Source organism: Citricoccus sp. (assembly GCF_032154715.1).
Classification (GTDB): Bacteria; Actinomycetota; Actinomycetes; order Actinomycetales; family Micrococcaceae; genus Citricoccus.
This window is the reverse complement of record NZ_JALDXU010000005.1, coordinates 46,490-71,719: the sequence shown is the minus strand read 5'-3', so window position 1 is coordinate 71,719 and position 25,230 is coordinate 46,490. Positions and strand designations below refer to the sequence as shown.

Genomic DNA, 25,230 nt, shown 5'->3' with positions numbered 1-25,230 from the left:
ACATGATCGACCTGACCATTGCCGACGGGATCGCCGAGATCGTCCTCAACGCCCCGGAGAAGATGAACGCCCTGAACACCGAGGCGCTCGCCGAACTCGAACAGGCCTACGACGACGCCGCTGCCGCCGCCTCGCGCGGTGAGGTGCGGGCCTTGCTGCTGCGGGGCGAGGGCCGCGGGTTCTGCGCCGGACGGGACATCTCCGGGGTCACCCCGGCCGACGACGACGTCCTGGGCTACCTCGGGGGCACCGTCACCCCGCTGCTGCGGAAGATGAGCGCCTTCCCGGCTCCGACCTTCGCCGCCGTGCAGGGGGCGTGCCTCGGCGTCGGGCTCGGGCTGGCGATCGCCACGGACGTGGTCTATGTGGCCGAGAACGCCAAGATCGGCTCACCGTTCGCGAATCTGGGGGCCACGCTGGACTCCGGTGGGCACTGGCTGTTCACCGAGCGCCTGGGCTCCCACCGGACCCTGGACCTGATCTACACCGCGGAGCTGATCAGCGGGGCCGAAGCGGTGGCCTCCGGACTGTTCTCCCGGGTCCTATCCGCCGAGAGCCTGCTGGAGGACACGCGCGGCATCGTGGCGAGGGTGGCCACCGGTGCCACCGGGGCCTTCCTGGCGTCCAAGGAACTCGTGGCCCAAGTACGCGATCAACGGTTGGGCCTGTGGGAATCGGTGGCCCGGGAGAACCAGGCGCAGGCCGACCTGTGCGGCACGGCCGACTATGCCGAGGGGTTCGCCGCGTTCCAGGAGAAGCGCAAGCCCGTGTTCCAGGGAGTCGCCGGCACGCCCGCGCCCCGGTGACCTCCCGGCACCACCACCGCTTTGAGTCGACGGGGCGCTGAGGGGCCGCGACAGGGTGCTGTCACGGCCCTCTACCGCGTGTCCGCGTCCTCGAAGATCACAAACGTCTGAGTGTCCAGCACCGCCGGAAGCGGCTGGATGTGATCGAAGACCACCCGGCGTAGGTCCAGATTGTCCCGCGCCCGGACCAGCAGCAGCACATCGAAGTTCCCGCCCACGAGGCTGACGTGGTAGACCTCCGGGATCTTCGCCAGGGTCTCCCTGACCTCCCGCCAGCCGTGCTGGCGCAGTTTCAGCGTGACGTAGGCCGAGGAGCGCAGGCCCGCCCGGACCGGGTCCACCACCGCGCTGTAGCGGGTGATGACGCCGTCCTGCTGCAGCCGGTTGATCCTGGCGTAGGCATGCGCGCGGGAGATGTGGACCCTCTGGGCCAGGGCGGTCACCGATTGGCGGCCGTCCCTCGTGAGCTCGGCCAGGATCTGCTCATCCACGAAGTCGATCGGTACGGGTACGGGGCCCATGGAATCCCTCCCTCACAAAGACGGTGCACTGGTGCAGAACATCCACCAGAATAGGCAATTATCGCCATTCGTCCACAGTCTTGCCGTTCGGCGGCGACGAACCCTCGGCAGGATCCACACTGGTGGGTACAAAGTGACTACAGCAGTGACGTGGACCACGGCCGGCATTCGACGGCCCAGGAGGAACGATGAGCGAGGACAACCGCATCGGCATCACCGATGCTGCCCGCAGCTTCGGCATCACGCCGGAGGACTACATGCTGCCGGCCCGCGACCTGATCCAGATGGTGGACCAGGAGGGCGGGCTCCTGGGCGCCGGCCCAAGCCCGGAGCCGGGACATGACTACCCCGTCCCGGCCGACGAGGACCTGCTGGAGGCGTACCGCCGCCTCGTGGTGGGGAGGCGCATCAACGATCAGAACTCGGCGCTGGTGCGTCAGGGACGGATGGCGGTCTACCCCTCCAGCCACGGGCAGGAGGCCTGCCAGGTCGCTGTCGCGGCCTGCCTGGAGGAGGGCGACTGGCTGTTCCCCACCTACCGGGACACCGTGGCCGTGATCTCCCGTGGGGTCCCGCCCGTGGAGGCCATGACCGTCTTCCGCGGCGACTGGCACGGTGGCTACCATCCGGGCAAGCACCAGGTCGGCATCCAGTCCACCCCGTTGACCACCCAGTTGCTCCACGCGGTCGGGGCCGCGCACGCGGCGCGACTGCGCGGGGAGGACACGGTGGTGGTGGCCCTGTGCGGGGACGGGGCCACCAGTGAGGGTGACTTCCATGAGGCACTGAACTTCGCTGCCGTCTTCCATCTGCCGGTGATCTTCTTCGTGCAGAACAACCAGTACGCCATCTCCGTGCCCTTGGCCCGCCAGACGGTGGCGCCGTCGCTGGCGCACAAGGCTGTGGGTTATGGCATGGCGGGGGAGCGCGTGGACGGCAATGACCTCGTCGCGCTGCTCGCCGTCCTCGAGCGGGGTGTGCGCCTCGTGCGCGGCGGTGCGGGCCCCCTGCTGGTCGAGGCGCAGACCTACCGGATCCAGGCCCACACCAACGCCGACGACGCCACGCGGTACCGCGAGGACGCGGAGGTGCAGGAATGGCTGGCCAAGGACCCCGTGAAGCGGATGCGTGCCTACCTGACCGGCCGCGGCCTGCTGGATGACGGGCTCCAGGCCCGCTTCGAGCAGGAGGCCGAGCAGGTCGCCGCCGAGCTGCGGGATGGCCTCAACCAGGAGGTCACCCCGGACCCGCAGGATCTCTTCGCCCACGTCTACACCGTCCCCACCCCACAGCTGACCGAGCAGGCCGCCCAGTTGTCCGAGGAACTCGCCCGCGAGGAGGCATCATGAGCGCCCGCCAGACCACCAGCCCGGACGCCGTCGACACCGTGGAAACCGCAGTGGACGCGGCCCGGGAGTCCACCACCCGGGCCGGCGGGGCGGGCGTCCCCGGGCCGCGCCCCGAGTCCCCGGTGGCCCCGGCCCCACCGGGCCCGGTGACGATGGCCAAGGCCCTCAACGCGGCCCTGGCCGATGCGCTGGCCGCCGAAGCCGACGTCGTGGTGTTCGGCGAGGACGTGGGCACCCTCGGCGGGGTCTTCCGGGTCACGGACGGCCTGGCCGCGCGCTTCGGGACAGAGCGGTGCTTCGACACCCCGCTGGCCGAGTCCGGGATCGCGGGCATGTCCGTGGGCATGGCGATCAACGGGATGCGCCCGGTGATCGAGATGCAGTTCGACGCCTTCGCCTATCCGGCCTTCGAGCAGATCGCCTCGCATGTGGCGAAGATGCGCAACCGCACCCGGGGGGCCGTGGCCATGCCCATCGTCATCCGCATCCCGTATGCCGGGGGCATCGGGGGCGTGGAGCATCACTGCGATTCCTCGGAGGCCTACTACGCGCATACGCCCGGCCTCAAGGTCGTCACTCCGGCCACCGTGACGGACGCCTACCTGATGCTGCGGGCGGCCATCGACTCGGACGACCCGGTGGTCTTCATGGAGCCCAAGAAGCTGTACTTCGCCAAGGACCGGGTCGACCTGGACGCTCTGCGCGAGCAGTACGATGCCGGCCGGTCCGGTCCCGGTGCGGATCCGCGGGCCGCGCTGGAATCCGGCGGGGCCGCCGTCGCGCGGACCGGAACCGACGCGACGCTGATCGCCTACGGACCGTCCCTGCCCACCGCGATGGCAGCGGCGGCCGCCGCCCAGGAGGAGGGGCGCTCGCTGGAGGTGGTGGACGTGCGCACGATCGTCCCGTTCGATGACGCCACGGTGGCCGCGTCCGTGGTCAAGACCGGCCGGGCCGTGGTCATCACCGAGGAGACCGGCTTCGCTTCCGTGGCCGCGGAGATCACCGCCCGCGTGCAGCAGCGCTGCTTCCATTCCCTGGCCGCGCCCGTGCTGCGGGTCACCGGCTTCGACATTCCCTATCCGGCGCCGAAGCTGGAGCATCATTTCCTGCCCTCGGTGGACCGCATCCTGGACGCCGTGGACGACCTGCAGTGGGAGGACTGACATGACCATCCGCACCTTCCTGCTCCCGGACCTGGGAGAGGGCCTGACCGAGGCCGACATCATCCGGTGGCTGGTCGCTGCCGGGGACACCGTGGCCGTGGACCAGCCGATCGTCGAGGTGGAGACAGCCAAGTCACTCGTCGAGGTGCCCAGCCCCTTCGGCGGCACCGTGGCAACCCTGCACGCCGAGGCCGGCACCACCCTGGACGTGGGCAGGCCCCTGGTCTCCGTCGAGGACGGCGTGGCGTCGGGTGACACAGGTTCCGACGACGGCGGTTCGGACTTTTCCGCCGGAGCCGCCGCCTCCGCTGGCGCCCCGGCGCGGGCGGAGGGCGCCCAGTCCTACCGTGAGGAGGAGCGCGCCGGGGTGCGGCCTGAGGCCGCAGCCGCCTCCGGACAGGCGCCCGGCGTGGGAGACACGGCGCGGCCTGCGGCACGGGGGGCGGCGGACAGCGCGGCGGGGGCGGACTCGGAGGACGACGCCGGCTCCGGGAACGTCCTGATCGGCTACGGCACCCCCGGTGGTGCGGCGACCGGCCGTACCCGGCGGCGCAAGGCTGCCGCGAATACTCCGGCCGTCGGGGCTCCGACCGTTGCCTCACCGGCCGCAGGGTCGCCGACGGAGGTGCCAGAGCTGTCTCGGTCAGCCCCGCGGGTGGTCAACCCCCTCGTGCGCCGGCTGGCCCGCGAGCACCGGGTGGACCTCGCCGCCGTGCAGGGGACCGGCCCGGGTGGACTGATCGTGCGCGCCGATGTGCTGGCCTCGGTTGAGGCTGGCTCCCGGAGTCCAGAATCTGCACCTGCACCCGCCAGCGCGCCCGCCCCTGCCCCCGCGATGGCAGGAGATCCGGCCGCATCGAGCCCGGCATCGGCCGGGGAGGGCTCGTGGGCCCCGGAACCCACGGAGGAGCTGGACCCGCGCACGGGACTGGGGGTGGCCGGCGTCGTGCCCGTGTCCGGGGTGCGAAAGGTGACGGCCGCGGCCATGACCCGCTCGCGCCGCGAGATCCCCGAGGCCACGATCTGGGTGGACGTGGATGTCACTCCGCTGCTAGAGCTGCGGACCTCACTGAAGGCGCGCGGAGACCAGGAGGTGCCGGGGCTGCTGGCCTTTGCCTCGCGCTTCGCACTGGCGGGCCTGGGGCAGTATCCCGAGCTGGCGCAGCGCTTCGAGGAGGACGGCGCGGGCGGGCACCGGATCGTGTCCTTCGACGGCATCAATCTCGGCTTCGCGGTGCAGACCGAACGCGGCCTGGTGGTGCCGGCCATCCGGGGGGCCCACGCGATGACCGCCCGGCAACTGAACGATGAGCTGCGCCGGTTGACCGAGGTGGCCCGTTCCGGCAAGGGCACCCCGCAGGACCTGTCCGGTGGGACCTTCACGATCAACAATTACGGCGTCTTCGGCACCGACGGCTCCGCCGCGATCATCAATCATCCCGAGGTCGCGATCCTGGGGATGGGCCGCATCATCGACCGGGCCTGGGTGGTGGACGGGGAGCTGGCCGTGCGCAAGGTCATGCAGCTCTCCCTGGTCTTCGACCACCGGGTCTGTGACGGCGGGACGGCCGGAGGATTCCTGCGGTTCGTCGCCGACTGCTTCGAGAACCCGGTGGGGGTGCTGGCGGACCTCTGATCGCGCCCACGCCGGTCATGGACCGAGCGGCAGCGGACGTGCTCCGGCGCCGCGGTGAGCGTCAAGATGTATTGCTTGAGGGCGAATTCCGTCATGAGTTCCTGTGCTGCGAGTCAAAAGTGGATTGAATTGACTATCATGGCGTGATGGTGCTCACCTCTTCCACTGCCTCTGTTGCCTCCGCGGCTGCTTCCGCCGGTGACCACACCGTCACCCCCGACCTCGACCCGGTCGTGCTCGGCCGCCGCCTGCGCCACCTGCGCAAGGAGGCCGGGCTGACCCTGGACCAGGCCGCCGAGGCCGTGGGTGCGACCGGATCCCACCTGTCCCTCGTGGAGAACGGCAAGCGGGAACCCCGGCTGTCCCTGCTGTCCCGGCTGGCCGGTCTCCACGGCGCCACGGTGGAGGAGCTGCTGGCGTCCGAGGCCCCGAGCCGCCGTGCAGCCCTGGAGATCGTGGTGGAGAAGGCGCAGCGCACCGACCACTACGCGAGCCTGGGGCTGCCGCAGATCAAGATCTCCCCGCGCACCCCCACCGAGGTGCTCGAGGTCATCGCCGGGCTGGAGGCGGAGTTGAACCGGCGCATGGAGGAGCAGGCCGCCACCCCGGAGGAGGCCCGGCGGGCGAACTCCGAACTGCGCCAGGAGATGAAGGAGCGCCACAACCACTACCCCGAACTGGAGCGGAAGGCGCAGGACCTGCTGGACGCCGTCGGGCACTCCGGCGGACCGCTCAGCCACCATGCGGCCGCTGATCTGGCCGACCATCTGGGGTTCTCGGTGCACTCCGTCTCCAACCTGCCGCACTCCACGCGCTCGGTGACGGACCTGAAGAACCGCCGGTTCTACCTCTCCCGGGCCCGGAACCCGGACCATGACCCCCGATCGGTGCTGCTGCAGGCCATCGCCGCATATGTGCTCGGGCACGGGGAGCCCGCCGACTACTCGGACTTCCTGCGCCAGCGCGTCTACACCAACTACTTCGCGGCCGCCCTGATGATGCCGCAGAAGGAGACGGTGAAGTTCCTGAAGAACGCCAAGGCCCAACGCGACCTGGCCATCGAGGATGTGCGGGACGCCTTCGGGGTCTCCTACGAGTCCGCCGCGCACCGGTTCACCAACCTGGCGACGGAACACCTCGGGATCACCTGCCACTTCCAGAAGGTCCACGAGTCCGGCATCATCCACAAGGCCTACGAGAACGACGGCGTGTCCTTCCCCGCCGACCACACCGGGGCCATCGAGGGGCAGCAGGTGTGCCGGAACTGGACCTCACGCGAGGTGTTCGGCGTGGCCGACCGGTTCCGGGCCTTCAACCAGTACACGGACACCCCCGCCGGAACGTACTGGTGCACGGCCGTGGTGGAGGCACACTCCTCCGGCTTCTACTCCCTGTCCATCGGCGTGCCCTTCGACCATGCCCGCTGGTTCCGGGGCGCGGAGACCACCTCGCGCTCCGTGTCCCGGTGCCCGGATCCGACCTGCTGCCGGCAGCCGTCCCCGGACCTGGAGGCCGACTGGGGAGGTCATGCGTGGCCGGCAGCCCGGGCCAACGCCCACCTGCTCGCCGCCATGCCCTCGGGGGCCTTCCCCGGGGTGGACGAGGTGGAGGTCTTCGAATTCCTGCGCTCGCAGGAGCAGTAGCGGGGGCCGGTGCTGTCAAGGGGGAGAAGCCTAGGGCATGGGGCGGCACCTGTCCCGTATTTGTGAGAAAATGGAAGCCAGCCAAACTCACGGAAAGCACCCGGCCCGTGGACGGGCCAGGTGCTGGGGGAGGCCTTCGCACCGAAGGAAAGTGACATATACATGCAGTTGAGCCCCGGCAAGCTTGTTGTTCACCCCCATCACGGTCCGGCGGCGGTCACGAACCGTACGCAGCGCACCGTCAAGGGGACGGAGGTGACCTACATTGAGCTCACCATCCGGAGCAACAACCTGGTGGTGTCCATCCCGGAGTCCAAGGTGGAGGAGATCGGCGTCCGCGAGGTCTACGGCCGGGCCCACCTGCGCACGCTCCTCGAGGTTGTCCAGGAGCCGACCGGCGTGGAGGAGAAGCAGTGGTCCCGCCGGATGAAGGCCAACCAGGAGCGGGTGGCCTCCGGTCTGCTCGAGCAGATCGCCGAGGTGGTCCGGGACCTGGGCCGCCGCCGCGACACCAAGGGCCTGTCCATGGCCGAGAAGGACCTCTTCCGCGCCGCCCAGGCACCGCTGGCCGCCGAGGTCGCCCTGGCCCTGGAGATCTCCGAGGACGAGGCGGTGGAGGTCATCGACGCCGTGGCCAACGGCGCCTCCCTGGATGAGCTGGGCTTCGCCGCCGACGCCTCGGGTGCAGAACCGGCCATGGCCTGACGCCACCCGCCTCGACAACTGAGTCCCACGAATTGGTGCCCGCCGGCAAGATCGGCACCATTTCGTGGGACTTCGTTGTTCTCGGCGACCGTCAGCCGTCCGAACCGCCGCCGAGCCCACCCAGATCGAACACCCGGAAGGTCACTGCGTGGTCCGAGCCCGCCTGGGCGCCCCCGGCCTGCAGGACTTCCGGGATGAACTCCTCCGGCTTCGGGTGGCCGGTGACGTGCTTCAGGTAGGCCTCGTGGCGGTTCAGGGAGGCGACGGCGGCCGTCACCGCCGCGCCGTCCACCGGCACCGCGTGGGTGGGGCGTTCGTGGCCGGCCACCAGCAGGGCGGAGACATGCCACGGCTCCAGGTCCTCGACCTCCGCCAGGTCACGGAAGACCCAGCGGTTGTCCGCGTCCCGCACCCCGTCCACCACGCCTAGCCCGGCAGCGCGGTGATCGGCCTGGTTCAACCCGCCGTAGGCCTCGAAACCGAAGTTAGCGGTGACCACGGCGTCCGGCCGGACGGTCCGCACTGTGCGGGCGATGTCCCGGCGTAGGTCCAGCCCATACTCAAGCATTCCGTCCGGGTGGTTCAGGATCAGCAGGTTCTCCACGCCCACCTCCGAACAGGCGCCCCGTTGCTCTGCGGCGCGGAGGGGCCTGACGACATCCGGCGGCTCGGCCATGCCGGCCTCGCCCGCCGTGAGCAGCAGGTAGGTGACCTCGATGCCCCGGGCGGTCCACGCGGCGACGGCCGCCGACGTGCCGTACTCCATGTCATCCGGGTGGGCGACGATGCACAGCACCCGGGACCAGCCGTCGTCGGGAACGGGAAGCAGGGAGGGGGTGGTGTCAGTCATGGGCTCAGACCTTCCGGCCGTGTCAGTGGTGCTCCTAGGGTGGCATAGCGAAGGCCCGGCCAACATAGGAGAGGGACACCATGAAGGATGATGACCTGACGGAGGCTGGGCGCCACGCGCGGTCCATGGCGGGATCCGACGGCACCATGCCGGCCCAGCAGCAGGAACCACCCGGTCTCACCGCGCCGATGGAGCCGGTGCCGGACCACGGCGAGTCCAGTTGGGTCGGCCGCGGCCGGCTGGAAGGACTGAAGGCGCTCATCACCGGTGGTGACTCGGGCATCGGCCGGGCCGTGGCCATCGCCTTCGCCCGGGAGGGCGCGGACGTGGCCATCAACTACCTCCCGGAGGAGGCCGAGGACGCGCAGGACACCATCGGCTGGATCGACAAGGCCGGCCGGAACGCCGTGGCCGTGCCCGGTGACCTGCGGGACGAGGCGGAATGCCAGCGGATCGCCGAGGAGGCTGTGGCCGGACTCGGCGGGCTGAACATCCTGGTCAACAACGCCGGCTACCACTGGGCGCGCGGCGAACCGGGGCTCGGCGGGCTGCGCACCCGGGACCTGTACCGCGCGGTGAAGACCAACCTCTACGGCACGCTCTGGCTGAGCCGGGCCTGCCTGCCCCACTTGGGCGCGGGGGACAGCATCATCATCACGACGTCGGTCCAGGCCTACCAGCCCTCCGAGACGATGATCGACTACGCCGCCACCAAGGCGGCCCTGAACAACGTCACGGCGAACCTCGCCGGTGAGCTGGGTGCGCAGGGTATCCGTGTGAACGCCGTGGCCCCGGGGCCGGTGTGGACGCCGCTCCAGCCGGCCACCAAGGAGCCGGAGGCGGTCTCCCACATGGGCGCGGACACCCCGCTGGGCCGGATCGGCCAGCCGGCCGAACTGGCCGGGGCCTACGTGTTCCTGGCGAGTCCCGCGGAGGCCAGCTTCGTCTCCGGCTCCGTGGTGGGCGTGACCGGCGGGCTGCCGGTGTTCTGAGCCGGAGGTCAGCGTCCCAGAACGTGCCGCAGGGCCGACTCCAGGTCCGGGTGGCGGTAAATGTATCCGGAGTCCTCCGCCCGGTCCGCGCGGGCACGCTGGTCCGCCTCGACGAGCAGGCGGTTGCCCTCCGATCCCAGTACCGCTGTGGGGGCAGCCGCCGGCAGGGGGACGGCGGCGGGGCGGCGCAGCACCCGCCCGAGGGTGGCGGCGAAGTCACGGGCCTGGACGGGTTCCGGCGCGGTGCCATTGACCGGACCCTCCACGGTCTCTGTGAGGGCGGCATGGGCGAAGAGCCCCACGATGTCGTCGATCGAGATCCAGCTCTGCCAGGGGTTCCGGTCCTTGCCGGTGCCCAGGGGACCGCCCGCGCCGAGGAGGAACAACGGCAGCAGCTGCTGCAGCACCCCTCCGGCCGGTGTCAGCACCAGGCCGGTGCGGATCATCGCCGTGCGGACCCCGGCCCGGGCGGCAGGCGCGGTGGCGCGCTCCCACTGCTGGCAGACCTCGGCCAGGAAATCGCCCCCGGGCGGATCCGTCTCTAGCAAGCCATCGCCGCGCGGGCCGGTGCCGGCCTCGGCACCGTAGTAGCCGACCGCGGACGCGTTCACGAGCGCCCGGGGGCGGCCGTCGTCGGCCAGTTCCGCTAGTGTCCGGGCGAGCAGGCCGGTGGCCGCCAGCCGGGACTGCAGCACCTCGGAACGGTGAGACTCGGAGAGCCGCCCGCCGATGGTCTCACCGGACAGGTTCACCACGACGTCCGCGCTCCGGAGCGCCTCTGCGTCCAGCGTCCCGGAGGCCGGATCCCACACGATGGTCCCGTCGGCAGGGGCACGGTGGCCGCCGCGGACCAGGCGCAGGACCCGGTGACCGCCGCCGGTCAGCAGGGCGCACAGCTGAGTGCCGATCAGGCCGCTGGCCCCGGAGACGGCGATGGTGAGGGGCCGGGGCTCGCCGGCTTCCGCGGTCGCGGCGGACGGCACGGGGTGGGCGGCGTGGAAGGCCAGATCCTCGCGGAGCTGGGAGGCCCGGTAGGCGAACTGCCGGTCCAGCTCGGACTCGAGGCGCTCCTCCGTCCACCGCCCGGCCCGGGACCACACCGAGCCCTTGCGGCGCAGGACGGCCCCGGCCGGGAGTTCGTAGTCGACGTGGTCCAGGACCACGCACCCGGGGCGGCCGTCCGCGGTGTCCGCCTCGCCGGGCGCCGCGTCCTCGAAGGTGTGGGTGTGGACCCAGGACGTCAGTGGACCCGAGGCCATCTCGTCCCGGAACATGCGGTCCGGCTCCAGGGCGGTGTGCCGGGCCGTCCAGGGGACCTCGGGGGCGAACCACTGCGGCAGCCGGAAGGGCAGGACCGTCCTGGCCAGGCCGGTGGCCGACTCCAGGCCCAGGCCCAGAGACCCCGGGGCGCCGATGCCCAACCGGGCGGTCGAGCCGACGTCGAGCCCCTCCGGTTCCCGCCGCACGGAACCGGCGAACGGCGGCGTGAGGCGGACGAGTGCGCCGCGCCGGGAGAACCAGGCGAACACGGTGGACCGATCGTGGGGGACCAGGGAGCGACGCTCAAAGACGGGCATGGGCCAACTCTTCCACATCCGACCTAGGGTGAGGGGGTGATGAGGAACCTGGCCGTCGACCGCGGACCCGCCGGCCTGTGGGGGTTGCTGTGGATCGCGATCTGGGGCTTCTCCGGCTTTTTCCTCAGCTATTCGACCATGGTGCCCCTCGCCCTCGACCAAGGGCTGTCCTCCGTCACCGGCGGAACCCTGTTAACGGTCATGATGGTCAGCGTCATCGCGGTCCAACCCTTCGCCCCAGCCCTCCGACAGCGCTGGGGACCACGGCGGGCGATCGGCGGGGCGCTGCTGTTGATGGCGGCCGGGCACGGATCCGCCCTGGTCATCAGCCACCCCATGGTCTCCCTGGTGGTGACCGGGTTGGCCGTGGGCTGCGGTTTCGGGATCCTCGTGGTCTTGGCGACGGCGGCCGTCCCGGCGGTCTCGCGCCCCGGCCGGGCTGGCCGGGCCCTCGGGCAGTTCGGAGCCACGACGTCAGCGGCCGCCGCCGTCGGAGCTCCGCTGGGGCTGTGGTTCAGCGGCGTGGTCTCGCTGGAGACGTTCCGACTCATCGCCGCCGCCCTGGTGCTGCTGGCCTTCCTGACCTTGCCCCGGGTACCAGGCCGTGCCAGCACCCTCGCCGCCCGGATGCCGACGACGGAGACCGTGGACGGTGCCGTGGTGCAGCTCCCCGATTCGGCGGCCCCCGCGGAACCTGCCCCGCCGGAACCTGCCGCCGGGTCATCGGGGGCGGCCCGCGCGTCGGGCCGGATCTGGTCCGGACTGGTCCCGGTGCTGTTGCCGTTCCTGGTGGGCATGGCGGCCTACGGGCTGGTCATCGCCTTCGGCCCGGGCGGGGCGACGGCGAACCCGGCCCTGTTCATCGCCACCATGCAGGGCGCCTCGGTGGTGGGGCGCTGGGTGGCCGGCTCCCTCACGGATCGGAGGAATCCCGCGGCGGTGTACTCAGCCGGGATCGCGATGACGATGGCCGGACTGCTGGGCACCACCCTCGCCCCGCCCGGCGCTCTGCTGGCCGGGGGCCTGGCGCTGATGGGTCTGGGGATCGGGACCGTGCAATCGGCCAGTCTCGTCATGGCCTTCGCCCGGGCCACCAGCCACGGTGCCGCCAGCGTCGGATGGAACATGAGCTTCGACATCGGGCTGGGCCTGGCCGGGGTGTTCGGCGGGCTGGGGTTCACCTACCTGGGGCCGGGCGCCACCTTCGCCGGGGTGGCCGGGCTGATGCTGCTCGCCTCGATCCCGCTCTGGCTCCGCCGCCGCCACTGAACGGCCTCATCGATGTCGCACGAAGTGGCCTCAGAATCCGCATCCGGCGTCAATTCGTGCGACTCAGTTGCCGAGGGGCAGCCGGGCTGTGGAAGACTGGTCGGCACGTCACGCACCCAGCGCGGGAGAGTGCCGCCCACCGCCACCGCCACCGGTCCCCGGACCGATCGGACACCGGGGAGCGGCCGCCGAAGGAGCAATTTCTCCCCGAGAATCTCTCAGGCACCGGTACCGCGCAGGGCATGGCGACTCTGGAAAGCTCCGGGACTGCGGGCCAACGCAGGCCTCGGACACCGACGGTGCAAGGACGTATCCTCCAGATACGGGCGGAATCTCTCAGGTTGATGACAGAGCGGGGAGGTACCGTTCCGTGCCCACAGCGCCCTGGAGGACCACCATGCAGACCACCACCGCAACCGCCGCCGACATCCCCGTGTCACGCCACGAACCGCGGGACACCGCCTCGGCCCCTTTCACCAGCCGCCACATCGGCCCACGGCCCTCAGACGCCGACCAGATGCTGGCGGAGCTGGGCTTCGACTCCCTGGCCGATCTCGTGGACGCGGCCGTCCCCGCGGACATCCGCCAGCAGACCCCGCTGAACCTGCCGCCGGCCCTGACCGAGGCGGCCGTGCTGGAGGACCTGCGGGCCATCGCGAACCGCAACATCGTCAAGACCCAGATGATCGGCCGCGGCTTCTTCGACACCGTCACCCCGCCCGTGGTGCTGCGCAAGGTGCTCGAGAACCCGGCCTGGTACACCGCGTACACCCCGTATCAGCCGGAGATCTCCCAGGGCCGCCTCGAGGCCCTGCTGAACTTCCAGACCATGGTCTCCGATCTCACCGGCCTCGAGATCGCCAACGCCTCCATGCTGGACGAGTCCTCGGCCGCCGCCGAGGCCGTCCTGCTGATGCACCGCGCCAACAAGAAGGCCAAGGACGGCATCACCCTGCTGGACGCTGACCTCTACCCGCAGACCCGGGCCGTGATCGAGGGCCGTGCCCTGGCCCTCGGCCTGGACGTCCGCACCGCCGACCTGGCCGCGGGCCTGCCCGCCGAGCTCGGTGCCGACCTGGACGAGAAGGGTCTGTGCGGCATCGTCCTGCAGCAGCCCGGCGACTCCGGCCGGGTCCATGACCACTCCGCCGTGATCTCCCAGGCCAAGGAGCGGGGCGCCATGGTCGCCATCGCGGCCGACCTGCTGTCCCTGGCCCTGATCACGCCGCCGGGGGAGCAGGGCGCGGACATCGCCGTCGGCAACACCCAGCGCTTCGGTGTCCCGCTGTTCTTCGGCGGCCCCCACGCCGCCTACATGGCCGTCCCCCAGGGCCTCGAGCGCCAGCTGCCGGGCCGCCTGGTCGGCGTCTCCCAGGATGCCGCGGGCCGGCCCGCGTACCGGCTGGCCCTGCAGACCCGCGAGCAGCACATCCGCCGGGAGAAGGCGACCTCCAACATCTGCACCGCGCAGGCCCTGCTGGCCATTGTGGCCTCCATGTTCGCGGTCTACCACGGCCCGGAGGGCGTCACGGCGATCGCCCAGCACGCCCACCGCCAGGCCACCCGTCTGGCCGACGCCCTGGAGACCGAGGGTTTCCGGCTCACCCAGGACGCCTTTTTCGACACCGTCCAGGTCTCGGTGCCCGGCCTGGCCCGCACCGTGGTCACCGCCGCCGAGGCTGCCGGGGTCAACCTGCGCCTCGTGGACGCCGGCACGGTCGGCATCTCCTGTGACGAGACCACCACGGACGAGGATCTCGTCGCGGTCCTCTCCGCCTTCGGCGCCCCGCGTGAGTCCCTCCCGGCCCGCCAGGACAGCAGCGCCGCCACCACCGGCACCCAGAACGCCGCCCACGACGCCGGCGCCCCGGCTTCCGCGCGCATCCCCGCCGCCCAGCGGCGCACCAGCCAGTTCATGACCCACCCGGTGTTCAACACCTACAAGTCCGAAACCCAGATGCTGCGCTACCTCAAGCGCCTCTCCGGCTATGACCTGGCCCTGGACCGGACCATGATCCCGCTGGGCTCGTGCACCATGAAGCTCAACGCCACCGCCGAGATGGAGTCCATCTCCTGGCCGGAGTTCTGCTCCATCCACCCCTTCGCCCCGGACCACCAGACCGAGGGCTGGCGCTTCCTGCTGGGGGATCTGGAGGAGAAGCTGGCCGAGATCACGGGCTACGCAGGGGTGTCCATCCAGCCCAACGCGGGTTCCCAGGGTGAGTACGCGGGCCTGCTCGCCATCCGCCGCTACCACCTGGACAACGGTGAGGGCGAGCGGGACATCTGCCTCATCCCGGCCTCGGCCCACGGCACCAACGCGGCCTCGGCGGTGCTCGCCGGGCTCAAGGTGGTGGTGGTCGCCACCGCCCCGGACGGCACCATCGACTCGGCCGACCTGGAGGCCAAGATCGAGGCCCACGCCGGCAGGATCGCGGCCATCATGATCACCTATCCCTCCACGCACGGCGTCTATGACGCCGATGTCCGTGAGGTCTGCCGCAAGGTGCACGAGGCCGGTGGACAGGTCTACATCGACGGCGCGAATCTCAACGCGCTCGTCGGTCTCGCCCAGCCGGGGCAGTTCGGCGGGGACGTCTCCCACCTGAACCTGCACAAGACCTTCTGCATCCCGCACGGCGGTGGCGGCCCCGGGGTGGGCCCGGTGGCCGTGGCCGAGCACCTCAAGCCGTACCTGCCCAGCGCCGAGCACCCCATCACCGCCGCACCGTATGGTTCGGCCGGCGTCATGCCGATCTCTTGGGCGTACCTGTACCTGATGGGTGGCGAGGGCCTCACCGAAGCCACCCGGTACGCTCTGCTCAACGCCAACTACGTGGCGAAGAAGCTCGGGGACGCCTTCCCGATCCTCTACACCGGCGAGACCGGGCTGGTGGCGCATGAGTGCATCCTGGATCTGCGGGAGCTCACGGCGAAGTCCGGAGTCACGGCCGAGGACGTCTGCAAGCGCCTGATCGACTACGGCTTCCACGCCCCCACGCTGGCGTTCCCGGTGACCGGCACCCTCATGGTGGAGCCGACGGAGTCCGAGGACCTGGCCGAGATCGACCGGTTCATCGACGCGATGCTGGCCATCCACGCCGAGATGGAGGCCACCACGCCTCAGACGCTGGCCGAATCGGTGCTGCGCAACGCCCCGCACCCGGCCGAGGTGCTGACCGCGGACGAGTGGGACCGCAGCTACCCGCGCTCGCAGGCCGCCTACCCAGTGGACTCGCTGCGCCGGGACAAGTACTTCCCGCCGGTGGGCCGCATCGACGGTGCCTGGGGAGACCGCAACCTGTTCTGCTCCTGCCCACCGATCGAGTCGTTCGAGGCGTCCGACCCCGCCGATGCCGCGGCGTCGGCCACCGCGGTCGCGCACAACGTCGAGTCCTCCTCCTCCGTCTCCCACTGACAGGACCACCATGAGCGAGAGCACCAGCATCAGCACCACACCGCTGCACGGCGTCCACGTGGAGGCCGGGGCCTCCTTCACCGACTTCGGCGGCTGGCAGATGCCCCTGAAGTACGGTTCCGAGCTGGCCGAACACCAGGCCGTCCGCACCTCCGCCGGCCTGTTCGACCTGTCCCATATGGGCGAGGTGCGGGTCAGCGGCCCGCAGTCGGCCGAGGCGCTGGACTACGCCCTGACGGCCCGGGTGTCCGCCGTCGCCCCAGGGCGCGCCAAATACTCGCTGATCTGCACCGACTCCGGAACCGTCCTGGACGACCTGATCGTCTACCGGGTGGACGGGGACGGCAGCGATACGACCGCACGGGAGGAACGTGAGTTCCTCGTGGTGCCCAACGCCGGCAACGCCCCGGCCGTGGCGGCTGCGCTGACCGAGCGCGCCGCCGGATTCGACGCCGCGGTCCGCAACGAGTCCTCACAGACGGCGCTGGTCGCCGTGCAGGGTCCGGAGGCCGCCCGGATCCTCGCCGCCGTCCTGCCCGAGGCAGAAGCTGCCGAGCTGGATGGGATGAGGTACTACTCCGCCCGCCCGGCCACGATCCGGGCCGGAGGGGAAGCCGGCGAGATCGCTGTCCTGGCCGCCCGCACCGGGTATACCGGGGAAGACGGCTTCGAGCTGATCATCGGCCCCGTGGCGGACCGTGGGGAGTTGTCCACCGCGGCCTCCGCGGTCTGGCGCGCGCTCCTCGGGGCGGCGGAGGGCCTCGGCGTCGACCTGCTCCCGTGCGGGCTGGCCGCCCGTGATTCCCTGCGCCTGGAGGCCGGCATGCCGCTCTACGGCAACGAGCTCGACCTCGGTCACCTGCCCGGCGAGTCGGGAGCCGGTGCCGCCGTGCCGCTCAAGACGAAGGAGGGCGACTTCATCGGCCGAGACGCCCTGCTGGCCGCCCGCGAGGCCGGCACCGGCATCACCACCGGCCAGACGGTCGTCGCCTTGAAGGGCACCGGCCGCCGGGCGGCGCGGGCCGGCTACCCCGTGCTCGACGGCGGCGGCCAGCGGATCGGCGAAGTCACCTCCGGGGTCCCCAGTCCCACGCTGGGTTACCCGATCGCCCTGGCCCGCATCGACGTCGCGTTCAAGGACACCGGTACGGAGCTCTCCGTCGACCTGCGCGGCAAGGCCGAGCCGTTCACCGTCGTGGAAACGCCGTTCTACCGCCGCGCGCAGTAGTGCCGCCGCGGCCGCCAAGCCAGCCGGTGGGCCGGCGTCGTTCAGCTGGGGGTTCCGTCAGAGGTCCGTCAGAGGAGGGGCAGCTTGGTAGACTTCCCTGAGCTTGCGGGCCCTGCGTGCCACGTTGGTTCTCCTCTCTTGCCCGAGCATCAGTGCCATAGCGATCACCCCACTGCAGGAAGACCATGACAGAACAGCGAACAGCCCGGCGGATCCCCGTACTGGGCATCATCGCGTTCGTCCTGCTCGCGGCACTCCTGCTGACCCTGGCCGTGCTGAGCGCCGTCAAGGGCGTGCGCACCGCCGAATCCAACGGCCATGTGGTGCGGGTGGAGGATGGCCAGACCTTCGTGGTGAACATGGACGGAACCGAGGAGACCGTGACGCTGGCCGGTGTCATGGTTCCCCGGCCGGCGGCCGAGGGGGAGGAGCCCACCGTGGAGAACTGCCTCGCGGACGAGGCCCTGGCCAACCTGGCCACCCTCCTCGAGCCGGGGGACTCCGTCCAGTTGGAGTATCCGGAGGAGTCGGACGGTCCCGAGGGCACCCGGCTGGCCCTGGTCCACCACGGGGGCGAGGTCGTCAACCTCCAGCAGGTTGAGGCGGGGCTCGCCGTGCCGCTGCCCGAGCAGCCGAGGGAAGGGTTCGCCGGCGAGTTGCGCGAGGCCCAGGAGACGGCGCGCAGCGGGGAATCGGGACTGTACTCCTCCGCCGAGCCGTGCACCCTGGCCGGCCGGATCGGTCCCGCGCTGGCCACCTTGGAGGACCTGCCGCAGGACCGCCCCACCACCTCCGCCGAGGCGGAGTCCCAGATCGAGGTGATCTCGGCCGCCGTCGAGCAGGGTGTGACCGCGGAGAAGGCCTTCGCCACCATTGATCCCGAGGAGACCTCCCTGGCCTCGCTCGCCTGGGCCGCGGACGTGCCCCGGCTGCAGGAGAAGCTGACGGGCGCCCTGACCGCCGCGCAAGCGGACCTGAAGGCGATGGACAGCACGCGCAACGTGCTGCAGACCCGTGAGCGGGAGGAACTCGAACGGCAAGCCGAGGAGAAGCGTCAGGCCGAGGCGGAGCGCCAGCGTGAGGCGGCTGAACGTCAGGCGGAGGCGCAGCGTGAGGCGGCTGAGCGTCAGGCGGAGGCGCAGCGCGAGAAGGCCCAACGGGAGGAGGCTGAACGCCAGGCCCGGGAAGAACAGCGCCAGGCCGATGCATCAGCCTCTGCCGCGGCTTCTGCTTCCGCTTCCGCCTCTGCTTCCCCGTCGCCGACCCCGACACCGTCTTCCAGCGCAGCCTCGCCGTCCCCCACGGACTCCGACGACTCAGAAGACTAGGGTTTGAGCGGTGGCTGCGTGACCATCACGCCGCCGCCCGCGGACGGGTCGGAACCGACGTCGGCCGCTGCGCAGGCGCCGGGCCCACGGATCCCCTTCGCCTGCGCGGGACTCCTTGGACGGCGGGATCGACCTGAACCGGGAGCTCGTCCGCGAGCGTACCTCGACGTTACTGATACGGGTGTCAGGGCAGGCCATGGTGGGTTCCGGCATCGGCCACGCAGGATGGCTCGGTGATGTCGAGGGCTGGACACGCGCGATCGATGAATTGGGTGCCATTGCCGACACTCTCGCCGCCGCAGCTCGCTTCCGGGTCTTCTTCCTGCAATCATCTCTCCGGATCGTTCTGGCGTTCTGGCTGCACGAGTAGTTCTCCATAAAGTGGTGTAACGCGGGGTGGTCGGGCACGTCGTTGCAGACGTAGACGCGGTCAGCCTGCGTTAGACCACGATGCGCGACTGGACTCATGACTGAGCAGTTCTGAGGACCTTGATTGCTGAGGCCGGTACGCACCGAAGGACACCTGGCGTGAGCGGTAAGTGCGAAGTCCCATTGATTGACGTGTGGGCCTATTCCCTGATTTCTTGGCGCACACAGGCACACTGCCTCAACGCGCCGCATACTATGATGAGGTGACAGCGATGATCCCGGTCCCCGGTGGCACGCTCCGCATGGGCTCCGAGGAGTTCTATCCCGAAGAGGGACCAGTGCACGAGCGGTCAGTGAAGTCGTTTGAGATGGATGCTCATCCGGTGACGAACGAAGCCTTCCTCGCCTTCGTGGAGGCGACGGGCTACGTCACAGTCGCCGAGCAAATGATTGACTCGGCCGACTTTCCCGGTGCGGACCCCGAGGATCTCGTGCCTGGCGCGATGGTTTTCAAGCCGACGTCGGGTCCGGCCGATTTGCGCGACTGGAGACAGTGGTGGCAATGGGAGCCAGGAGCGCATTGGCGGCGTCCTTTCGGCCCGGACTCGTCGGTCGAGGATCGGCCCACGCATCCGGTCGTCCAGGTCGCATACCTGGATGCCCTCGCCTACGCCGCGTGGAGCAATAAGCGGCTTCCCACTGAGACGGAATGGGAGTGGGCGGCCCGTGGCGGGCTGGTGGGCATGCGGTTTGCCTGGGGTGCCGTGGCGCACCCCGACGGGTGCCTCATGGCCGACACCTGGCAAGGTGCCTTCCCTTACAGAAACGATGGCGCGGCAGGATGGGTGGGGACCGCCCCGGTGGGGACGTTTCCGGCCAACGGATATGGGCTCCTTGACATGATCGGCAACGTCTGGGAATGGACCTCGGATTACTGGACGCACCGCCACGTCCCACCGGGGGGTCTGGGAGTCGATCCAGGTGATCGATCGAACCTACTCTCGGCGGAAGCAGGGTTGACCGTTCCGCGGCGAGTGCTCAAGGGCGGATCGCATTTGTGCGCTCCCGAGTATTGCCTGCGCTATCGACCGGCAGCACGGTCTGCCCAGGCGGAGGACACCGCGACAACACACATAGGCTTTCGCTGCGCTCGTTAGGATCGGCGTAGTGCGACGTGAGCAGCGCGAAGTGTTTATCCGTTCGTGAGCTCCGTGCCGATCCGGCTCGTCGCACGAGGGCTCACCCCTTGTAGTAGATCCCGTCACCACCCTGGATTTCGCCGCGATTTGCCTCGTCCGAAAAGCAGGACGAGGTCAGAGTTCTCACGTCGCGCTTCTGGGAGGCCTTTCGCTCGGCCTGCTGGGAGTGCCCACCGCGCACCCCATCACGGCATCGAATCAGCCCGTCATCACGCAGGTTCAGTTTCCGCGGCAAGGCGGAATGGTTCGGATGGGCCAAGTCACCCTAAGCGGGTGAAGCCGTGGGATGCCTCCGGAGCCGGCACCTAGGATCAGCGAGCCAAGAGGCGAGCCCGCTGCTCGCCAGAACCCATGGGAGTAGCGATGTCCGACCTTCAGCGTTCCAGCCTTCCGATCGCCGACCTGGCCTACGCCGGCACGGTCACCTACGATGCGACGGACCCCGACACCCAGTTCCCACCGATCTCGCCAGTGCGACCACCGGAGGGAGCGCCGAACGTGCTCGTCGTGCTCATCGATGACACTGGTTTCGGGGCATCCAGTGCGTTCGGGGGGCCGGTGCACACCCCGAACTTCGAACGAGTCGCGGCTGCCGGGCTGAAGTACACCCGGTTCCACACCACTGCGCTGTGCTCGCCCACGCGCGCGGCCCTGCTCAGCGGACGCAACCATCACACGGTCGGCATGGGCGGCATCACCGAGATCGCGACGTCAGCTCCCGGGTACAGCTCGCTGCGGCCGAACACCTGCGCGCCCCTCGCAGAGACGCTCAAACTCAACGGGTACAACACATCTCAGTTCGGCAAGTGCCACGAGGTGCCCGTGTGGCAAGCCAGCGCCATCGGCCCTTTTTCCGGGTGGCCGACTCCCGGCAACGGATTCGAGTACTTCTACGGCTTCATCGGGGGTGAGACAAACCAATGGTACCCGGCACTCTACGAGAACACGACGCCCGTCGAGCCGTGGGGAACGCCGGAAGAGGGCTATCACTTCATGGGTGACATGACGGACAAGGCGATCGCCTGGACTCGCGAGCAGAAAACTCTCGCGCCCGACGCGCCGTTCTTCACCTACTTCGCCCCGGGGGCGACACACGCACCGCACCACGTGCCGACAGACTGGGCGGACAAGTACAAAGGCCAGTTCGATCAAGGGTGGGACGAGGTCCGCCACGAGACGTTTGCCCGTCAGCGGGATCTCGGTGTGATCCCCGCCGACGCGGTCCTGACCGAGCGTAGCGCCGGCATCCCAGCGTGGGATGAGATGAGCGATCTGATCAAGCCCGCTCTCGCGCGTCAGATGGAGGTGTACGCGGGCTTTCTCGAATACGCCGACCACCACGTCGGGTTGTTGCTCGACGCCTATGAAGAACTTGGCATCCTCGATGACACCCTCGTGTATGTCATCATCGGCGACAATGGCGCAAGCGCGGAAGGCTCGATGCATGGCACCACCAATGAGGGTTTCACGATCAATCGCATGAACGACATTGAGACGGAGCAGTATGTCGTCGACCATATCGACGACATCGGCACGCCGAGATCCTACAATCACTACGCCGTCGGCTGGGCCCACGCGATGGATACCCCGTACCAGTGGACCAAACAAGTCGCCAGCCATTGGGGCGGAACTCGAAACGGCACCATCGTGAGCTGGCCGAACGGCGGCGTGGACCAGGGCGGCATCCGACACCAATTCAGCCACGTCATCGACGTGGCACCCACGGTCCTCGAGGCGGCAGGAATCCCCGAGCCATCGAGCGTCAACGGCGTGACACAGCGCCCGTACGAGGGAACTCCGATGAACTACACGTTCACCATGGCGGATGCCGATGAGCGCCACGAGACTCAGTACTTCGAGATGCTGGGCAACCGTGCCATCTACCACAAAGGCTGGACCGCGGTCGCGAAGCACAAGGACCCGTGGGTGGGTTCGACACATGGCCTCGACGACGATGTGTGGGAACTATACAACGTTGAGGAGGACTGGACGCAGTCGAACGACTTGGCCGAGGCTGAACCGGCGAAGTTGGCGCATTTGCAGCAGCTGTTCCTCATCCAGGCGGCGCGCTTCAACGTCCTCCCGCTTGACATTCGCTCCGGTGAGCGGCTGAATCCGGACCTCGCAGGCCGGCCGCAGCTAGTCGTGAGCGACTCACAGAAGTTCTATCCGGGGATGAAGCGTCTCAGTGAGAACACCACCATCAACATCAAGAACAAGTCCTGGACGGTCCGGGCGAAGGTCTCTCTCCCCGACTCCGCAGCTGAAGGGGTGCTGATTGCCCAAGGGGGAGCATACGGTGGGTGGTCCTTCTATACCACAGGCGGAAAACTGGCGTTCGCCTACAACCTGCTGGGCATCAACGTCGACGTCGTTCATTCGACTGACGTCATTCCGGCGGAGGCCGAGGAACTTCGCGCGCACTTCGCCTATGACGGGGGAGGCCTCGGCCAAGGTGGCACGGTGTCGCTGTACGCCGGGGAGGACAAGATTGGCGAGGGGCGCGTACGCAAGACGATTCCTTTCCAGTTCACGTTCGATGAGACGGTCGACGTCGGCGCGGACCTGGCCTCGCCGGTCTCGCCCGACTACGGTGCCACCGACAACGGGTTCTCCGGACGCATCGATTGGGTGCGCATCGACCTCGGCGACGATGATCACTCCCACCTCATCGACGACGAGCACAAACTCGCGGTCGCCATGCTCAAGCAGTAGACCCGAGCTCTGGCGAACCGATGATGGGAGCACGATGATGCCGGTCGTTCGTCGCCCGACTCGCACGTGGCTGCTGCCCACGCTCGCCGGATATCAGAGAGCGTGGATCACGCCTGATGTGGTGAGCGGACTGGCGGCCGGTGCCGTTGTCGTGCCGCAGGCGATGGCCTACGCCACGATCGCCAATCTCCCGGTGCAGGTCGGCCTATACACCTGCATCGTTCCGATGCTCGTCTACGCGTTTCTGGGCGGTTCGCGGTCGATGAGCGTGTCGACCACCTCGACCATCGCCACGCTGACGGCGACGACTCTCGTCTCTGCTGGGGTCGCGGCCGGGGCTGAGGATGCTCTCGGTTCACTGATGGCGCTGACTCTGCTGGTTGGCGTGATACTCCTCCTGGCGCGCCTACTGCGACTCGGCTCTCTCGTGGAGAACATCAGCGGAGCGACGGTGCTCGGATTGAAGATCGGTGTCGGTGCGACCGTTGCCGCCGGTCAGCTTCCGAAGTTGCTGGGCGAGACCGTCAATTTCTCCGGTCACGGTCTCATCCGGTCCCTCACTGCCGTTGGCGCGGCGTTAGACAGTGTGCATTGGCCCACCGTAGGGCTGTCGGTCGCGTCCATCCTGACACTGTTCCTCCTCCAGCGCTTCGTCCCCCAGATTCCCAGCACGCTGATCGTCGTACTCGGCGGCATCCTGCTCGTCGCCCTCACCGGCTTCAAGGAATCCGGCGTAGATCTCATCGCCCCGGTGCCGTCGGGCTTGCCCGTGCTGGCCCTCCCAGACTTCAGCGCTGTCGGAGCACTCGTTCCCGGAGCTCTGGCGATTGCCATCATGGCCTTTCTCGAATCTGCGGCGGTCGCACGCAGTACCCGACGACCGGAAGAGCCAACGATTGATGCGGACCAGGAATTGTTTGCGACCGGCGCGGCCAACGTCTTCGGAGCGTTCTTCACGGCCATGCCCGCTGCAGGCGGATTCTCACAGAGTGCCGTGAATCAAAATGCTGGCGCGAAGACACAGCTTTCAACGTTGGTCACAGTCGTCCTGGCCATTCTCATCGCACTCTTCCTCGGACCGGTGCTCAGTCTCCTTCCGCAGGCGACGCTCGCCGCAGTGGTGTTCGTAGCGGTGGTCGGATTGATTGACGTGCCGGAACTCGTCCGCTGGGCCCGATTCAGCCGTGTGGACTTCTGGATCGCGCTGACGGTCGCAGTCGTCGGACTGACTGCCGGGCTTCTCGCAGCTGTCGCCGTCGGGGTCGTCGTCACACTCCTCCTGGTGCTCCGTGAACTCAACAAGCCCGCGGTGAGCGCAGGAGAACGCCGCGGAGATGCGTTGGAGGTGCGACTGGGTAGCGGACTCTATACGGCAAATATCCGACCGAACACCACGGCTGTCGAAGAGCTCGTAGGCACTTATGCCGGGATGAAGACGGTAGTGCTTGATCTGCACCGGCTCGAGGCGACCAGCATCACCGTGATCGATGGACTCATGGACCTTGATCGCCAGCTGTCCAGCAAGGGCGTCGAGCTTCATCTCGCTGCTTTGCCTCCAAAGGCGACCGCCGTCGCGCAGGGCTTTCCCTGGTTCGAGAAGCTGCAGGCGCGGAATCGAGTGCACCCGAGCGTGGCGGCCGGCCTGGGTGCGGTGGCAGCTTCATCCGACTGACCATCAGCCCGCAGCAGGCTCTGCGAGTCGACTGAGAGGCGTCGAGGCTGAGGACATGAGCTGCCCAGGGTCTGGGCCGGAGGCGGGTCAGCCCAGGGAGAGGGTGACGAGTCCCAGCTGCGCAGCGCGGATGATCACCTGGACGCGGTCCCGGACCTCCAGCTTGTCCATGATCTTGGACAGGTTGGCCTTCACCGTGGATTCGGAGATATGCAACTCCTCGGCGATCTCCGGGTTGGAGCGGCCTCTGGCCAACAGACGCAGCACATCAAGCTCGCGAGGCGTCAGGTCTGATCCGTCCGGGTCCCCGGGGGCCACGGTGGCCGTCCCGACGCCGGGGCGGTCGTCCTCGATGGAGGAGAGCAGCTTGCGGGTCACGGCGGGGGAGAGGACGGATTCCCCGCGGTGCACGCTCCAGATGGCGCTGATGATCGTCTCCGGGTCGGCGTCCTTGAGCAGGTAACCGGCCGCTCCTGCCCTCAACGCCGGCACCAGGTAGGGCTCCGAGGTGAACGTGGTGATGGCCAGGACACTGGTGCCCGGGAACTCCGCGGTGATGCGCTCCGTGGCCTCGACCCCGCCCATGACGGGCATCTGCATGTCCATGAGCACCACATCCGGATGCGCGGCGCGAATGGACTCCAGTGCCTCCTCTCCGTTGGCGGCAATGCCCACGCACTCCATGTCGGCGGTGTTCTCAACCAGCATCTTGAGTGCTCCGCTCATCAACGGTTGGTCATCGACGATCAACACCGAGAGGGAGGGGGAGGATTCAGGCATGGGATCA

19 protein-coding genes and 1 riboswitch are annotated in these 25,230 nt (G+C 69.1%); of the genes, 15 read left to right on the top strand and 4 right to left on the bottom strand.

The genetic code is table 11. From position 1 onward, the window contains the following. Positions 1–2: 2 nt before the first annotated feature. Positions 3–806: an enoyl-CoA hydratase/isomerase family protein gene (locus tag RUH65_RS01980; protein WP_313815513.1), complete on the top strand. Its 804-nt coding sequence runs from the start codon at positions 3–5 to the stop codon at positions 804–806. Between the two features lie 71 nt (positions 807–877). Here RUH65_RS01980 and RUH65_RS01975 read toward each other — a convergent pair whose 3' ends face one another. After that, a complete protein-coding gene (locus tag RUH65_RS01975) occupies positions 878–1,327 on the bottom strand; it encodes an Lrp/AsnC family transcriptional regulator (protein WP_313815512.1) in 450 nt (149 codons plus the stop codon). A gap of 188 nt (positions 1,328–1,515) precedes the next feature. Between RUH65_RS01975 and RUH65_RS01970 the strand changes: the two genes are divergently transcribed. The 5 genes from RUH65_RS01970 to RUH65_RS01950 all read left to right on the top strand — a co-directional run bounded on the left by RUH65_RS01970 (position 1,516) and on the right by RUH65_RS01950 (position 7,826). Continuing rightward, entirely contained in the window at positions 1,516–2,676 is a 1,161-nt protein-coding gene (locus tag RUH65_RS01970) for a thiamine pyrophosphate-dependent dehydrogenase E1 component subunit alpha (protein ID WP_313815511.1), read from the top strand. Beyond that, entirely contained in the window at positions 2,673–3,842 is a 1,170-nt protein-coding gene (locus tag RUH65_RS01965) for a transketolase C-terminal domain-containing protein (protein WP_313815510.1), read from the top strand. Before RUH65_RS01970 ends, RUH65_RS01965 begins: the two co-directional genes overlap by 4 nt. Position 3,843: 1 nt before the next feature. Next, a complete protein-coding gene (locus RUH65_RS01960; RefSeq protein ID WP_313815509.1) occupies positions 3,844–5,478 on the top strand; it encodes a dihydrolipoamide acetyltransferase family protein in 1,635 nt (544 codons plus the stop codon). A 146-nt stretch (positions 5,479–5,624) separates the two neighbouring features. Continuing rightward, positions 5,625–7,121, top strand: coding sequence for a helix-turn-helix domain-containing protein (locus tag RUH65_RS01955; protein WP_313815508.1), 1,497 nt, complete (start codon positions 5,625–5,627; stop codon positions 7,119–7,121). 162 nt (positions 7,122–7,283) lie between these two features. Next, positions 7,284–7,826, top strand: a complete 543-nt coding sequence (locus RUH65_RS01950) for a CarD family transcriptional regulator (protein ID WP_245952364.1) — start codon at positions 7,284–7,286, stop codon at positions 7,824–7,826. A gap of 91 nt (positions 7,827–7,917) precedes the next feature. On the opposite strand, the gene RUH65_RS01945 is transcribed toward RUH65_RS01950, so the two are convergent. Continuing rightward, positions 7,918–8,676 carry a PIG-L deacetylase family protein gene (locus RUH65_RS01945; protein ID WP_313815507.1) on the bottom strand — a complete coding sequence of 253 codons (759 nt, stop codon included), beginning with the start codon at positions 8,674–8,676 and terminating at the stop codon, positions 7,918–7,920. An 80-nt stretch (positions 8,677–8,756) separates the two neighbouring features. Between RUH65_RS01945 and RUH65_RS01940 the strand changes: the two genes are divergently transcribed. Then, positions 8,757–9,668, top strand: coding sequence for an SDR family oxidoreductase (locus RUH65_RS01940; RefSeq protein WP_313815506.1), 912 nt, complete (start codon positions 8,757–8,759; stop codon positions 9,666–9,668). Between the two features lie 8 nt (positions 9,669–9,676). Here the strand turns inward: RUH65_RS01940 and RUH65_RS01935 are convergent, their stop codons facing one another. Then, positions 9,677–11,245, bottom strand: a complete 1,569-nt coding sequence (locus RUH65_RS01935) for a TIGR01777 family oxidoreductase (RefSeq protein WP_313815505.1) — start codon at positions 11,243–11,245, stop codon at positions 9,677–9,679. A 39-nt stretch (positions 11,246–11,284) separates the two neighbouring features. Between RUH65_RS01935 and RUH65_RS01930 the strand changes: the two genes are divergently transcribed. The 8 genes from RUH65_RS01930 to RUH65_RS01895 all read left to right on the top strand — a co-directional run bounded on the left by RUH65_RS01930 (position 11,285) and on the right by RUH65_RS01895 (position 24,443). Continuing rightward, entirely contained in the window at positions 11,285–12,514 is a 1,230-nt protein-coding gene (locus RUH65_RS01930) for an MFS transporter (RefSeq protein WP_313815516.1), read from the top strand. A 112-nt stretch (positions 12,515–12,626) separates the two neighbouring features. After that, positions 12,627–12,758, top strand: a riboswitch (glycine riboswitch). Between the two features lie 153 nt (positions 12,759–12,911). Then, a complete protein-coding gene (gene gcvP, locus RUH65_RS01925; RefSeq protein WP_313815504.1) occupies positions 12,912–15,932 on the top strand; it encodes an aminomethyl-transferring glycine dehydrogenase in 3,021 nt (1,006 codons plus the stop codon). A gap of 10 nt (positions 15,933–15,942) precedes the next feature. After that, positions 15,943–17,160: a glycine cleavage system aminomethyltransferase GcvT gene (gcvT, locus tag RUH65_RS01920; protein ID WP_313815503.1), complete on the top strand. Its 1,218-nt coding sequence runs from the start codon at positions 15,943–15,945 to the stop codon at positions 17,158–17,160. A gap of 185 nt (positions 17,161–17,345) precedes the next feature. Beyond that, on the top strand, positions 17,346–18,488 hold the full coding sequence (locus RUH65_RS01915) for a thermonuclease family protein (RefSeq protein ID WP_313815502.1): 1,143 nt from the start codon (positions 17,346–17,348) through the stop codon (positions 18,486–18,488). Positions 18,489–18,603: 115 nt separating this feature from the next. After that, positions 18,604–18,858, top strand: coding sequence for a hypothetical protein (locus tag RUH65_RS01910; RefSeq protein ID WP_313815501.1), 255 nt, complete (start codon positions 18,604–18,606; stop codon positions 18,856–18,858). 271 nt (positions 18,859–19,129) lie between these two features. Beyond that, entirely contained in the window at positions 19,130–20,014 is an 885-nt protein-coding gene (locus RUH65_RS01905) for a formylglycine-generating enzyme family protein (RefSeq protein WP_313815515.1), read from the top strand. Between the two features lie 405 nt (positions 20,015–20,419). Then, a complete protein-coding gene (locus tag RUH65_RS01900; RefSeq protein WP_313815500.1) occupies positions 20,420–22,771 on the top strand; it encodes an arylsulfatase in 2,352 nt (783 codons plus the stop codon). A 34-nt stretch (positions 22,772–22,805) separates the two neighbouring features. Further along, on the top strand, positions 22,806–24,443 hold the full coding sequence (locus tag RUH65_RS01895) for a SulP family inorganic anion transporter (RefSeq protein WP_313815499.1): 1,638 nt from the start codon (positions 22,806–22,808) through the stop codon (positions 24,441–24,443). A gap of 87 nt (positions 24,444–24,530) precedes the next feature. On the opposite strand, the gene RUH65_RS01890 is transcribed toward RUH65_RS01895, so the two are convergent. Next, the gene (locus RUH65_RS01890; protein ID WP_313815498.1) at positions 24,531–25,223 is read right to left on the bottom strand and encodes a response regulator transcription factor; all 693 of its coding nucleotides are present in this window, start codon (positions 25,221–25,223) and stop codon (positions 24,531–24,533) included. Positions 25,224–25,230: the final 7 nt, after the last annotated feature.